The sequence below is a fragment of the Mesorhizobium sp. M0598 genome (genome assembly GCF_040320865.1).
Taxonomy (GTDB): domain Bacteria; phylum Pseudomonadota; class Alphaproteobacteria; order Rhizobiales; family Rhizobiaceae; genus Mesorhizobium.
In genome coordinates this window covers 91,904-104,850 of sequence record NZ_JAMYQL010000001.1, presented here as the reverse complement: position 1 = coordinate 104,850, position 12,947 = coordinate 91,904, and the positions used below count along the sequence as shown (strand labels likewise).

General features: G+C 63.5%; 12 protein-coding genes. 2 read left to right on the top strand and 10 right to left on the bottom strand.

From position 1 onward, the window contains the following. Positions 1 to 3 precede the first annotated feature (3 nt). From NKI59_RS00440 to NKI59_RS00430, 3 genes are all read right to left on the bottom strand, one after another. Positions 4 to 1,158 carry a carbohydrate ABC transporter permease gene (locus NKI59_RS00440; protein ID WP_352701678.1) on the bottom strand — a complete coding sequence of 385 codons (1,155 nt, stop codon included), beginning with the start codon at positions 1,156 to 1,158 and terminating at the stop codon, positions 4 to 6. A gap of 1 nt (position 1,159) precedes the next feature. After that, on the bottom strand, positions 1,160 to 2,173 hold the full coding sequence (locus NKI59_RS00435; RefSeq protein ID WP_023680221.1) for a carbohydrate ABC transporter permease: 1,014 nt from the start codon (positions 2,171 to 2,173) through the stop codon (positions 1,160 to 1,162). A 227-nt stretch (positions 2,174 to 2,400) separates the two neighbouring features. Continuing rightward, the gene (locus tag NKI59_RS00430; RefSeq protein WP_352452249.1) at positions 2,401 to 3,756 is read right to left on the bottom strand and encodes an ABC transporter substrate-binding protein; all 1,356 of its coding nucleotides are present in this window, start codon (positions 3,754 to 3,756) and stop codon (positions 2,401 to 2,403) included. 362 nt (positions 3,757 to 4,118) lie between these two features. Between NKI59_RS00430 and NKI59_RS00425 the strand changes: the two genes are divergently transcribed. Then, positions 4,119 to 5,141 (top strand): substrate-binding domain-containing protein, encoded by a 1,023-nt coding sequence (locus tag NKI59_RS00425; RefSeq protein WP_031213013.1) that lies wholly within the window; start codon positions 4,119 to 4,121, stop codon positions 5,139 to 5,141. Between the two features lie 72 nt (positions 5,142 to 5,213). On the opposite strand, the gene NKI59_RS00420 is transcribed toward NKI59_RS00425, so the two are convergent. After that, a complete protein-coding gene (locus NKI59_RS00420) occupies positions 5,214 to 6,122 on the bottom strand; it encodes a LysR family transcriptional regulator (RefSeq protein ID WP_352701676.1) in 909 nt (302 codons plus the stop codon). 81 nt (positions 6,123 to 6,203) lie between these two features. Between NKI59_RS00420 and NKI59_RS00415 the strand changes: the two genes are divergently transcribed. After that, positions 6,204 to 6,698 carry a DUF8737 domain-containing protein gene (locus NKI59_RS00415; protein ID WP_352701673.1) on the top strand — a complete coding sequence of 165 codons (495 nt, stop codon included), beginning with the start codon at positions 6,204 to 6,206 and terminating at the stop codon, positions 6,696 to 6,698. A gap of 5 nt (positions 6,699 to 6,703) precedes the next feature. On the opposite strand, the gene NKI59_RS00410 is transcribed toward NKI59_RS00415, so the two are convergent. The 6 genes from NKI59_RS00410 to NKI59_RS00385 form a co-directional block, all read right to left on the bottom strand. After that, the gene (locus NKI59_RS00410) at positions 6,704 to 8,143 is read right to left on the bottom strand and encodes a S8 family serine peptidase (RefSeq protein WP_352590898.1); all 1,440 of its coding nucleotides are present in this window, start codon (positions 8,141 to 8,143) and stop codon (positions 6,704 to 6,706) included. Next, positions 8,133 to 8,801, bottom strand: coding sequence for an anti-sigma factor (locus NKI59_RS00405; protein ID WP_352590901.1), 669 nt, complete (start codon positions 8,799 to 8,801; stop codon positions 8,133 to 8,135). Before NKI59_RS00405 ends, NKI59_RS00410 begins: the two co-directional genes overlap by 11 nt. Continuing rightward, positions 8,798 to 9,361 (bottom strand): sigma-70 family RNA polymerase sigma factor, encoded by a 564-nt coding sequence (locus tag NKI59_RS00400; RefSeq protein ID WP_352452243.1) that lies wholly within the window; start codon positions 9,359 to 9,361, stop codon positions 8,798 to 8,800. Before NKI59_RS00400 ends, NKI59_RS00405 begins: the two co-directional genes overlap by 4 nt. 133 nt (positions 9,362 to 9,494) lie before the next feature. Beyond that, positions 9,495 to 10,334 carry an alkaline phosphatase family protein gene (locus NKI59_RS00395; protein WP_352681495.1) on the bottom strand — a complete coding sequence of 280 codons (840 nt, stop codon included), beginning with the start codon at positions 10,332 to 10,334 and terminating at the stop codon, positions 9,495 to 9,497. 92 nt (positions 10,335 to 10,426) lie between these two features. Next, on the bottom strand, positions 10,427 to 12,112 hold the full coding sequence (locus NKI59_RS00390; protein ID WP_352681493.1) for an ABC transporter ATP-binding protein: 1,686 nt from the start codon (positions 12,110 to 12,112) through the stop codon (positions 10,427 to 10,429). Further along, positions 12,112 to 12,939 (bottom strand): ABC transporter permease, encoded by an 828-nt coding sequence (locus tag NKI59_RS00385; protein WP_352452240.1) that lies wholly within the window; start codon positions 12,937 to 12,939, stop codon positions 12,112 to 12,114. The genes NKI59_RS00390 and NKI59_RS00385 overlap by 1 nt, the downstream gene beginning before the upstream one ends. Between the last annotated feature and the right edge of the window lie 8 nt (positions 12,940 to 12,947).

The following is a 12,947-nucleotide window of genomic DNA, read 5'->3' as shown; positions in this document are numbered from 1 at the left end:
ATCTCAACCTCCTTTCACCGAGCCGGCAAGCAGCCCGCGGACGAAATAGCGCTGCAGCGAGAAGAACACGATCAGCGGCACGATGATGGTGACGAAGGCCGATGTCGTCAGGATCTCCCAGTCGCCGCCGCGCGAGCCGAGCAACGCATTGAGCTTGGCGGTAAGCACGATCTGGTCGCCCTCGGTACCAAGGAAAACCATCGCCACCAGCAGATCGTTCCACACCCAGAGAAACTGGAAGATGGCGAACGAGGCCAGCACCGGGAACGACAATGGCAGCACGATCTTGACGAAGATCTCGAAATCGCTGGCGCCGTCGATACGCGCCGACTCCATGATCTCGCGGGGCAGGCCGGCGATATAGCTCCTCAGAAGATAGATGGCGAAAGGCAGGCCGAAGCCGGTATGCGCCAGCCAGATGCCGAGATAGGTCTTCGACGGCACGCCGAAGAAGCTGCCGACGCCGTTATAGAGCTTCAACAGCGGAATCAGCGACATCTGCAGCGGCACGACCAGGAGGCCAATGATGACGGCGATGAGCAGGGCCCGGCCGGGAAAGCGCATCCAGGCCAGCGCGTAGGCGGCGAACGCGGCGATCAGGATTGGAATGACGGTCGCCGGAATGGTGACGGTCAGCGAGTTCATGAAGGAGCGGCCGATGCCTTCCGAAAACAGCACCGAGTCGTAATTGTCGGTGGTGAATTTCGGCGGCGCCGACGAGGCGTAATAGACGCGCTGGCCGCGTTCGCCTTCGAAAGCCTTCGGCGAGGTCATGACGAAACTGCCGTCGGCATTGAGTTGCAGGATCACGCCGTCGCCGAGATCGGCTGTCGTGCCGGCGGGATATTGCGTCGGCGCTGCCGACTTGACGCCGAAGGCGCTGATGTTGCGGGCCGGACCGTCGCCGAAGACATTGCCTTGCAGAACGAACTTGCCGTCCTTCTCGACTTGCGCCGAGGCGGGCGGCAGCCGTCCGGCTTCCGTCTGGCTGGAACTGGTGAACGAGTTCCACCAGCCCGAAGCGATGATCTGATCCTTGTCGCGCAGCGACGAGACCAGAATGCCGAGCGTCGGAATCGTCCAGATCGCAACGAAGATGAAGACGGCGATATGGACGCCGAAACGGCTGACAAAGGACTTTCCGGTCGACGCGGCCATCTCAATGTCCTTCCGTCTCTTTGTTCGCCTGGCGGATGTTCCAGACCATGATCGGAATGACCGCTATCATGATGATGATGGCGATGGTGGCGCCGCGGCCGAAATCGCCGCCGCCGCGGAACATCCAGTCGAACATCAGATTGGCCAACACCTGGCTGTTCCACTGGCCGTTGGTCATGGTCAGCACGATGTCGAAAACCTTCAGCACCAGGATGGTGATGGTGGTCCAGACCACGGCGATGGTGCCCCAGATCTGCGGCACCATGATCTTCCAGAAGATCTGGAAAGGGTTGGCGCCGTCGATGACGGCGGCTTCCAGCGTCTCTTCCGGAATGCCGCGCAAGGCCGACGACAGGATTACCATGGCAAAGCCGGTCTGGATCCAGATCAGGATGACCATCAGGAAGAAGTTGTTCCAGAACGGCAGCGAGATCCAGACCTGCGGCTGGCCGCCGAAATACTGGATGATGGCGTTGAGCAGACCGATCTGCGTCTGCCCGTCGCCGCGATATTCGTAGATGAATTTCCAGATGACGCTGGCGCCAACGAACGAGATGGCGAGCGGCAGGAAGATCAGGCTTTTGGCGATGGTGCCCCACCAGATCTTGTCGGTGAGCACGGCGATGATCAGCCCGAGGAAGGTGCAGGCGGCCGGCACCACCGCCAGCCAGATGATGTTGTTGAGGATCGAGTTGCGGAACTCGCGGTCGCCGAACGCCCATTGATAGTTGGCCAAGCCGACGAAATGGGCGCCGCCGCGATCGAGGAACGACAGCCTCAGCGTCTCCACCACCGGGTAGATCAGGTAGATAGTGAGGATAATCATCGCCGGGCCGACGAACAGCCAGGGTCGGATCACCCCCTGCCGGCGCAGATTGTTGATCGCCGCCTTGCCGGAAACGCCGCGTGCCGGAAAGATCGTGTCGAGTGCCTTGTTGGCGCCCCAGAAATAGGCGACGCAGCCGCCCACGCCGATGATGATGACGAATATCGCCGAAAAAATCTGAGCCGCCATGGGTCCCTCCCCCTGCGCACGGATCCGCCAGTCGAGAATGGCTTTGGCGACGGGATCATGCGCCGATTCAGTTGTCTGGAGCGCGACCAGCCGGAAAGCAGGTCACTGGGCGCGCGTCATGCCGGAATGCATTGTGCTCACGACAATCGACGCGACGCCAAGCACCGGATAAGGTCCGGGCCGTTTGAGGCCCGGACCACATCACATTGGGAACTCAAGCCGGCCGCTTACTTGATCGCGTCCCAGCTTTTCTGGATGTCAGTGGCGACGTCCTGGGCGGACTTGCCGCCGACCAGGTCGATCATGCCGGTCCAGAACGCACCGGCGCCGATCTTGCCCGGCATCAGGTCGGACCCGTCGAAGCGGAAGGTCGAGGCGTTGGCCAGGATCTCGCCCTGCTTCTTCAGCGCGTCGCTAGCATAGGCGTCCTTGTTGACCGACTTGAACGGCGTCACGAAGCCGCCCTGTGCCATCCAGATCTCATGAGCGAGCGGCAGCTTCAGGAATTCGATGAACGCGCGGGCACTCTTGCTATCTTTAGTGATCATGGCCAGCGTGCCGGCGCCGAGCACCGGAGTGCCGAGCTCGGGCTTGGAGGCGTAGGGCGGGTAATAGAAGAAGTCGGCATCCTCGCCGATCTTGGTGCCTTGCGGGAAGAAGGTCGGGATGAACGATGCCTGGTGGTGCAGATAGCATTTCGGCGGCACCGAGAAGAGGCCCTTCGGGCTGTCACGGAAATCGGTCGCCGCAACCGCCTTGGCGCCGCCCTCGACCATCTTGTCGTCGGTCGCGATCTTGCCGAAAATGTCGATGGCGTTGACCACTGCCGGATCGTTGAACGGAATTTCGTTCTTAACCCATTTGTCGTAGGTCTCGGGCGTCTGGGTGCGCAGCATGATGTCTTCGACCCAGTCGGTCGCCGGCCAGCCGGTGGCGCCGCCCGAACCAAGCCCGATGCACCATGGCGTGCCGCCGTCGGCGATGATCTTCTTTTCGAGCTCGGCAAGCTCTTCCTGCGTCTTCGGCACCTTGTAGCCCGCTTCCTCGAAATTGTCCGGCGAGTACCAGACCAGCGACTTCACGTCGGCCTTATACGGAAAGGCGAAGAAGCCGGGCTTGCCGTCCTTGTCCTTGAACGTGCCGAGGTCGACCCAGGATTGGCCGGCGCCGTAATTGTCCTTGACCCAGTTGGCCGTGTCGTCGCCGAGCGGCGTCAAAAGGCCCTTCGATGCCAGATCCTGGATCAGGCCCGGCTGCGGCAGCACGGCAATGTTGGGCGGGCTGCCGGCCTGCGTGTCGATGACGATCTGCTGTTCGTAATTCTCCGACGAGGAGTACTTGATCTCGGCGCCGGTGGCTTCGGAGAAGTAATCGAGGACGGTGCGGATAAGCCCTTCGTCCTCGCCGCGCCACGGCCCGAAGATCGTCAGCGTCTCGCCCTTGAGGTCGACCTTCTTGAGCTCCTCGTAGTTGGCCCAGTTGAAACGGGGATCTTCGCCCGGCTTGAACTTCAGTTCGGCTTGCGCCGGCATGGCGAGCGCAAGCGTGGCAAACGCAGCGCCCAGCAGAAGCATTTTCTTCATCGGTATTCCCTCCCAGTGGTGACAAACACCGAACGAAACCTCCATTCCGTTCGCCGGCGCTGCAGGACTGTGACTCAGTCGGAAAGGAACTGCAACCTTTCGTAGGGTCTTCCAAAGCGCTTTGGTGATTCTGATCTCGCCACTGAATTGATCCGGAGTCAAGAGAAAGCCAAATTAATCGATTTAATTTCTACGGTCGAGTGCCGGCGAAAGTGCGCTGCAGCACAGTTTTCTGGCGGTGCAGCAGCAAATTCGGCTTCAAACCGGTCCGAACCGTGCGTAAGGTCATTGCACTCGGCGGCGCAGTTCGTAGCGGCCAGATCGATTCAGATTAAAAGCGCTTTGAGGTTTGGAGGCCTCCGGTGAACCTCAAGCAGCTCTCCCACATGCTGGCGCTTTCGCAGACTACGGTGAGCCGCGCATTGAACGGCTACCCGGAAGTCAACGAGGAAACGCGCCGGCGGGTGGTCGATGCCGCCAAGCGTCACGGCTATCGCCCCAATCCGAGCGCCCGTCGGCTGGCGACCGGCAAGACCGGCATGATCGGCTATGTGCTGCCGACGGGAACGACGGTCGATATCGACCCGCATTTCGTCGAGTTCCTGTCCGGCCTCGGCGACTATGCGCGTTCGCACGAGCTCGACCTGGTGCTGTCACCGGCCGATGCCGACGACCAGGAGACGACGTACCGCCGCATTGTCGCCAACCGGCAGGTCGACGCGGTCTATATCTCGTCGCCGAGGCCGGCCGACCGGCGGGTGGCGCTGGTCAATACGCTCGGCATTCCTTTCATCGTCCATGGCCGCAGCGAAGGCTTCGATTTCGACTATCCGTTCACCGACATCGACAATGAGGGCGCCTTCCACGAGGCGGCGCGGCTACTCGTTCAGCTCGGTCATAGGCGTCTGGCGCTGATCAATGGCGACGATCGCGAGACCTTCGCCATCCATCGCGAGCGCGGCGTGCGCCGCGCGCTTGCGGCGAGCGGCCTGGTGCTTCGTGATCAGCATGTCTGTTCGCTCACCATGACCGAGGAGAACGGCTACCGCGCCGCCCGGCGCTTGCTGGAACAAAGCGACGCGCCGACGGCGATCGCCTGCTCCAGCCTGATCATGGCGCTCGGCGTGGTGCGCGCGGTGCGCGATCTCGGCCTGACCATTCCGGGCGACCTGTCGCTGATCGCCCATGACGACGTCTTTCCCTGGCTGAAGCCGGAAAATTTTTCGGTGCCATTGTCGACGACGCGTTCGTCGATCCGCCTCGCCGGCGCGCGCATCGCCGAACGGCTGGCGGCGCGGATTTCCGGCCTGGAGGAGGGCGCTCGCGGCGAAGTCTGGCCGGTCGACCTGGTGGTCAGGGGATCGGTCGCCGGCGCGCCGGCCTAGAGGCAATCACTCTGAACGGCCGAGGTCGACTCTTGGCGGCTGTTGGCCAGCACCAGCGGGTGCGTCCTGGTCTCAGGCCGCGGATTTGAGGTGATCGATGAAGGCGCGCAGCTTCGGCAGGACTTGGCGCTTGCCGGGATGATAAAGGAAGACACCCGGCGTCGTCGTGGCGACGCTGTCCAGCACCGACTGGAGTTTTCCTTCGGCTATCAGACCTTCGGCGAGTGGTCGCGGTGTCTGCGCCAGCCCGACGCCCCGCATCGCAGCCCCGACCAATGTCGAATAGTCGTGCGCAATCAGCGGGCCTGAGACGACCGCTTCGATTGCGCCGTTGCCGTCGATGAAGGACCAGGGCGCGATAGCGCCATTCGAGCGGCGCAAGCGTAAGCAGGCGTGGTGGCGCAAGTCGTCGACACGCTCGGGACGGCCGTAGCGCTCGAGATAGTCAGGGCTGCCGACGACCACGAACGAGAACGGTGGGGTCAGCCGCACCGCGACCATGTCGGCGGCGATGAGTTGCCCGAGGCGGATGCCGGCGTCGAACCCGCCGGTCGCGAGATCGACCATCTGGTCGCTCACGGCGATCTCCAGTTCGATCTCAGGATAGGCTTGGCAGAACGACGCGAGCAGCGGCTCCAACATCAGCGGCACGATAGCGCGGGGCACAGACAGGCGCAGCAGACCGGTCGGCCGCTGGCCGATATCGCGGGCGGCCTCGCCGGCCGCGACGAGCTCTTCGAATGCCGGGCCGGCACGGTCGAGGAACCGCTGGCCAGGCTCGGTTAAACCAACGCTCCGCGTCGTGCGGACGAACAGCGCTGTGCCCAGGCGGGCTTCCAGCGCGCGCACCGCTTGGCTCACGGCGGATGGCGTCACGCCGAGATCGGCGGCGGCACGGCGGAAGTTACGGCGCCTGGCGACGGCCAGGAACGCCTCGACGCCCTCCAGCGCACCATGTCGGACTGTGTAGTTCTGCTTCATAGGTTGTTGTGATTACACCGGATAGTCGAATTGCGGTAGCGGGCTTAAAGCCGCATGAATCAACTGTTGAGAGAAGGCCAAATGTCCACGGAAATGGTGTTCCAAACCCATCTTGTTCTCGGCTATGTTGCGTGGCTGCTTTGCTTCGGCGCGTACGGTTTGCCGTGGCTCAGGTCGATGGACCGGGTCGCGGCGCAACGCGCCATCGCTACGCTGCACAGCTTCCGCTTCTTCGGGCTCGTCTTCATGGTTCCAGGTGTCGTAAGCCCCAATCTGCCCACCGATTTCGCCGTATTCGCCGCCTACGGCGATTTCGCGACTGGCGTGCTGGCCATGCTGGCGCTGCTCACAGTGAGGATACGCCCGCTCTTCTGGCCGTTCGTAGTCGCCTTCAACGTCGTCGGAACGGTCGACCTCATCGTCGACTATTACCATGCCGTCCAGATCGGCCTTCCTGCACGCGCAGGCGAACTGGGCGCCACCTACGCGATCCCGATCATCTACGTACCGCTGCTGATGATAACGCACATCGCCGCATTCTATTTTCTGCTACGTCCTCAGCAAAACGCGACTTGAGCGGGCTATTCCTTCGCCGCCTCGGCCGCCTTGGTATTCAGCAGGCCAAAGCCGAAATCATTGTCCCGCCCCTTCGCGCCGAGATCCCTTGCGGTGACGGCAAGTGCTTTCTCGACCCAGTCGGCCGAACGGTCGGGTGCGGCATGGAACAGGTTGGCGACGGCGCCGGTCACGATCGCTGCGGCGAAGGACGTCCCGGTCACCACGTCCGAGCCGGCGCCGCTCGGCGCCACCATCTCGACGCCGGGAGCGGAGATGAAGACATAGGCGCCGCGATTGGCCTGCGGCATCAGCCCGTCCTTGGCATCGGTGGCCGTCACCGCCATCACGCCGTCGAAGGCGGCCGGATAACCATAGGGCGCCTTCGGTCCGTTATTGCCGGCGGCCGCAACCAGCACGATGCCAAACGCGCGCGCATTGCGGCAGGCGATGCCGAGCAGGTCGTTCTTCGGACCGACGAAGCTCATATTGATGATGCGGACATCCTGCTCCGCCGCCCAGTCGAGCGCCGAAAGGATGACGTCCATGGTCGACTTGCCGCCCTCGAAGGCGCGGGCGTGATAGATCCTGGCACCCGGCGCCATGCCTTTGAACGCGCCGGTGCCGGCAATCAGTCCATCGACCGAAGTGCCGTGGTCGCGCGCCTTGATCGGCACGTCGGGCATGGCATCGAACTGCCCGGCGATGACGCCGGAGAGCGCCGGATTGCCGTCATCGATGCCGGTGTCGATGACGCCGACGCGCACATTCTCGCCGCTGGCTTTGTCGGCATCGAGCGCAATGCGCTCGAACGCATAATTGACGATGCTGGCCGCCTGCTGCAGCGAGTAGACGTGGTTGGCCTCACGCCGCAAAGTACGGCCGTCGGCGGCAAGTTGCGCCAGCACGACGCCGACCGGGCGGCCATCGGGAATGCCGAAGCGCACCAGCGTGTTGCCGAGCAGCCGCGACTGCCGCTGCGAGCGTATCTCGAGGCCGAACGAGGCCGCGATCTGCTGGACCGCGCCGGCATCGCCATTGACCGTGACCAGCACCTCGTCGGGCACGAAATCGCCGATCACGGCGCGCGGCGGCTCGGTTGCGACAAGATCGGTGGGTGCTACGACCGGACCGCCCGGCGCGGCAGCCTGTATTGCCGGCGCGACGGCGGGTGGGGTTGCAGTATTGCCAGGAGGTATAGGCGCCTCGGTGACTACGGCAGGATTGGGGAACAGGTCGAAAATCAAGTCCGGAAGAAACACCGCGCCCGTTATTCCAGGAGCCAGCGCTTTGCCGCCATCCTTCACGGCGCCGCCATCCTTGGCGCAGTCGGCGTTGGCAGCATTTCCCCGGTTCAGGCAGTCGATCTCAGCCTGGGTGAGGTTCGGGTCATTGGTCTGCGCCATTGCGGACGCGGCGAAGATTGTCATCGCTGCCGTCAATCGAATGACCGCCTTAGCCGCCATCAGCCGGTTTCCTTCCCTCCAGCGCAGCTTCGGTGAAAGGCTGGGCGGCAATAAGGCCAAGCAGCTTCTGATAGTCGGCGGCGGTCTTGGCCGGAACGCCGAGGCGGAAGACACCGTCGGCGGTCGGCCCGCCGGCGATCTTCAACTGGTTCTGGTCGAGAAAAGCGATGATGTCGGACAGCTTCGCATCCGGTTTGAACTTCACAAGGGCAAACGGCATTTTGGCCAGATCGTCCTCCGATCCGGCAATCTCGAAATCGCCACCTCTGTTGCCGGTCTGCACAAAGGATTGCGCTACGACCAGGGCCAGCAGCACCGCGGCCGCGGCCCAGGCGACGCCGGCGGGCACCGCCATGAAGCGGCTCCAGGCTTGCGCCAGCCAGGACGATGCCGCAGGCGCGCGGGACGGGCCGGCCTCGGCGTCGAGCGCCTTGGCAAAGCGGCTGAGCGCATCGGCCGGCGGGCGGATTGCCTCGTTTGCGGCAGCGGTGCCGGAGAATTCGGCCTCGGCCTCGCCTAGTGCGGCCATCGCCGCCGGATCGCTCGCCAGCCATTCCTCGATGGCTTCGAGCTCGGTGCCCTCCAGCGAGCCGTTCAGATAAAACGGCAGCAGCATTTCCATTTCGTCGCGGCGTGACATTTTTTCAGCGGCGCTCATGGCCACCCCCTGTCGTAACCGGCGGCCTTGAGGGCTTCGCCGAGTTTCTTGCGGGCGTAGAACATCCTGGTCTTGACGGTTGCGACCGGGATGCCGAGTACCTCGCCGATCTCGCTCACCGATTGCCCGTGATAATAGGCAAGGTCGATCACCGTGCGGTGCTCTTCCGGCATGGCATCGATAAAGCGTCGCAAGGCGGCGGCCTTGTCTTCCTTCATCGTCACGACTTCCGGCGTGTCGGCGCCGTCGGCGACCTGGGCCGCGTCATCGTCGTCGATCCAGTCTTCCTTCTTCTTGCGCAGCAGGGACAGCGCCTTGAAGCGGGCAATGCCGAGCAGCCATGTCGAGACCTCCGAGCGCCCCTCGAAGGCCGGTGCCTGCCGCCAGAGTTCGAGGAACACCTCGTTCGCGATATCGTCGGCCATCAGTTCCGATCCCGTCTGGCGTGCCACGAAGCGGTAGACCCGCGCGTGGTGGCGCATGAACAGGAGCCGCACGGCGGCACGGTCGCCTTTCGCGACCCGCTCGACAAGCGCGCGATCGGTCTCCGCGGCCGTCATCGCCGGTCGAGCCGCCTGGCTCCTGCCTGCTCTGTCGCTGATCGGCCCAAAAAGGTTCACCGCATCCGCCCGTATATTTGCGGAGGCTAACTGAAGAGCGGGAGCGTTGCCAGAGGGAGAAGAGGGCGCGCGCTCAGCTCAGGAACGGCTTTGCCTTCATTGTCGCCGGCACCGGCACGCCGAGGCGCGCAAGCACCGTCGGCGCGAGCTGCAGCTGATCGAGCAGCGTATTGGCTTCCGGACCCTCGCCGGATCCGAAGTAGTAAAGTGCGAAATCCTGCATCTCCTCGTCGTGGCCGCCATGATGGCCGCGATCGGTCTGGCCATGATCGGCGGTGACGATCACCTCGTAGCCGGCTTCCCGCCAGCCTGGCAGAAAGCCGGCGAGCATGGCGTCCATTGCATAGACGGCATGATCCATCTCGTGGCAGTCATGGCCGAAGCGGTGGCCCATCGAGTCCAGAGTACAGCTGTGCAGGATGCCGTAGTCGATGCCGTAGCGCCTGGTCAGCATGGTCAACGTCGCGAACAGGTCGACGTCGCTCGGCGTCATCTGGTTCCTGGCATTGTAGCCGGTCATGGTGTGGAACCGGCCATGGCTGATCGGCCTGCCCGGCTGGTCGAACTCCATGTCCTCGACCAGGTCGAACGGATAGGCCCGGAAGAATTCGGACCAGTAGGAGTGGGTGACCGCACCGGTCTTGCCGCCGGCCCTGCTGACTTGGGAAAAGATGTCCGGCTGTTCGACCCGAAACCGGTTCTCGTTCGACAGGATACCGTGCACTTGGGGCGGCACGCCGGTGTGGATCGAGGCATAGCAGGATGCCGAGGTCGACGGCAGCACGGAGCGCATTTTCCATACGCGGGCTTCGCCTGATTGCACCCAGCCTTCGAGATTGCCCATCAGCCGTCGCCAGTTCCGGTAAGGCACGCCGTCGAGGATGATGAGCAATAGTTTTGTGTTGAGCGCCAAGGGCGCCTCCATGCGGCTTGATCGGAAAGTCAGGGCGGGCCTGCCGTTCAATCCACGCCCGGACAGGATCGTCGGGCTCAAAGCGCGGCCCGCTAGTTCCCCGCGCTGGCCATGCGCCGTCCCTTGATCGCTTTCTCTAGCCAGCCGATCTCCATTTCTGGCACCGACGATAGCAAAAGATCGGTGTAGGCATCGAAGGGTGGCGTCAGCACGGTGCTCTTGGCGCCGTAGCGCACCACTTCGCCGCGATACATCACGGCGATTGAATCGGCGATCGACTTGACCGTGGCCAGGTCGTGGGTGATGAACAGATAGGCGACGTTTTCCTCTTTCTGCAGCCCGAGGAGCAGCTCCAGTATGCCGTGGGCGACCAGCGGATCGAGCGCCGAGGTCACCTCGTCGCAGATGATCAGCTTCGGCTTTGCGGCGAGCGAGCGGGCGATGCAGACGCGCTGCTTCTGGCCGCCCGAAAGCTCGGCCGGATAGCGGTCGACATAGCCTTTGCCCATTTCGATCTTGTCGAGCAGTTCCGCGACACGGGCATCACGTTGCCTTCCGCGCAGACCGAAATAGAATTCCAGCGGCCGGCCGATGATGGTGCCGACCGTCTGGCGCGGGTTCATCGCCACGTCGGCCATCTGGTAGATCATCTGCAGTTGGCGAAGATCCTCTTTCGGCCGGTCGGCAAGCCGGTTGGCGAGCGGCCGTCCGTCGAAGGTGACGGTGCCTTGTTCGGGCGGCAAGAGGCCGGTGATGGCGCGCGCCAGTGTCGATTTGCCGGAGCCGGACTCGCCGACCACCGCCAGCGTCTGGCCGGGGAAAATATCGACCGAGACGTTCTTCAGCACCTTGATGTGACTGCGGCCATAGGCGGCGGTGATGTTCTTGACCGACAGGAACGGGCTCGTGCCAGGCTTCTGCTCCTGGTGTTCGATCTCATGCACCGAAACTAGCGCGTTGGTGTATTCCTGGCGCGGCTCCTTGATGATCTGGCGGGTGCCGCCCCATTCGACCAGCCGGCCGTGGCGCAGCACCATGATCTCGTCCGAGACCTGGGCGACGACGGCAAGGTCGTGAGTGATGTAGAGCGCCGCGACATGCGTGTCGCGGATGGCATCCTTGATCGCCGCCAAGACGTCGATCTGCGTCGTCACGTCGAGCGCCGTGGTCGGCTCGTCGAAGACGATCAGGTCGGGTTCCGAGCACAGCGCCATTGCCGTCATCACGCGCTGCAGCTGACCGCCCGAGACCTGGTGGGGGAAGCGCTCGCCGATGCTTTCGGGGTTCGGCAGGCTGAGCTTCTTGAACAGCGCCACGGCGCGCTTTTCGGCTTCGGCCCGCGTCGCCGTGCCGTGCAGGAGTGCTGCCTCGACCACCTGGTCCATCAGCCTGTGCGCCGGATTGAAGGCGGCTGCCGCCGATTGTGCGACATAGCAGACCTCGCGGCCGCGCAATTTGCGGAACCCTTCGTTGCCGCCCTTCAGGATGTCGCGGCCATTGAGGATGACCTCGCCGCCGGTGATGCGCACGCCGCCGCGGCCGTAGCCCATCGACGACAGGCCGATGGTCGATTTGCCGGCGCCGGACTCGCCGATCAATCCGAGCACCTTGCCCTTTTCGAGCGTCAGCGAGACATCGTGCACCAGCACGATGTTCTTCGGCGCCTCACCCGGCGGATATACCGTGGCCTCGATGCGCAGATTGCGGATGTCGAGCAGCACGCCGGACTTCGGTTGCCCGGGCTTCGGTTGCCCGGGCTTCGGTTGCTTGTCAGCCATTACCCGCGTCCTCCCTTCAGGCTTGTCGTGCGGTTGAGCACCCAGTCGGCGACGAGATTGACGGAAATCGCCAGCGCTGCGATCGCCGCCGCCGGAATGAGGGCGGCGCCTATGCCGAAGACGATACCATCCTTGTTTTCCTTGACCATGCCGCCCCAATCGGCGTCCGGCGGCTGTACGCCAAGCCCGAGGAAGGACAGCGTCGACAGGAACAGTACGGCATAGATGAAGCGCAGGCCGAGTTCCGAAACCAGCGGCGACAGCGCATTGGGCAGGATTTCCCGGAAGATGATCCAGCCGCTGCCTTCGCCGCGCAATTTGGCCGCCTCGACGTAGTCCATCACGTTGATGTCGACGGCGACCGCCCTCGACAGGCGGTAGACGCGGGTCGAGTCGAGAATGCCCATGACCAGGATCAGTGTCACGAGATTGGATGGCAGCACCGACAGCACGACAAGGGCCATGATCAGTGTCGGAATTGACATCAGGAGATCGACGAGACGCGACAGAAGCGTGTCGAACCAGCCGCCGAAAACCGCTGCCGAAAAGCCGAGGATGGCGCCGAGCGAGAAGGACAGCGCGGTCGCCAGCACCGCGATGAACAGGGTGATGCGGGCGCCGTAGATCATGCGCGACAACAGATCGCGGCCGAGATTGTCGGTGCCCAGCCAATGCGCCGCCGACATCGGTTCCCAAGGGACGTCACTGACGATCTCGGCATTGCCATGCGGCGCGATCCACGGCGCAAAAATTGCTGCCAGCACGAACAGCGCCGTCAGCACGATGCCGACCAATGCCGGGATGGGGATGCGTTTGATGACGAGCATACCCGCCC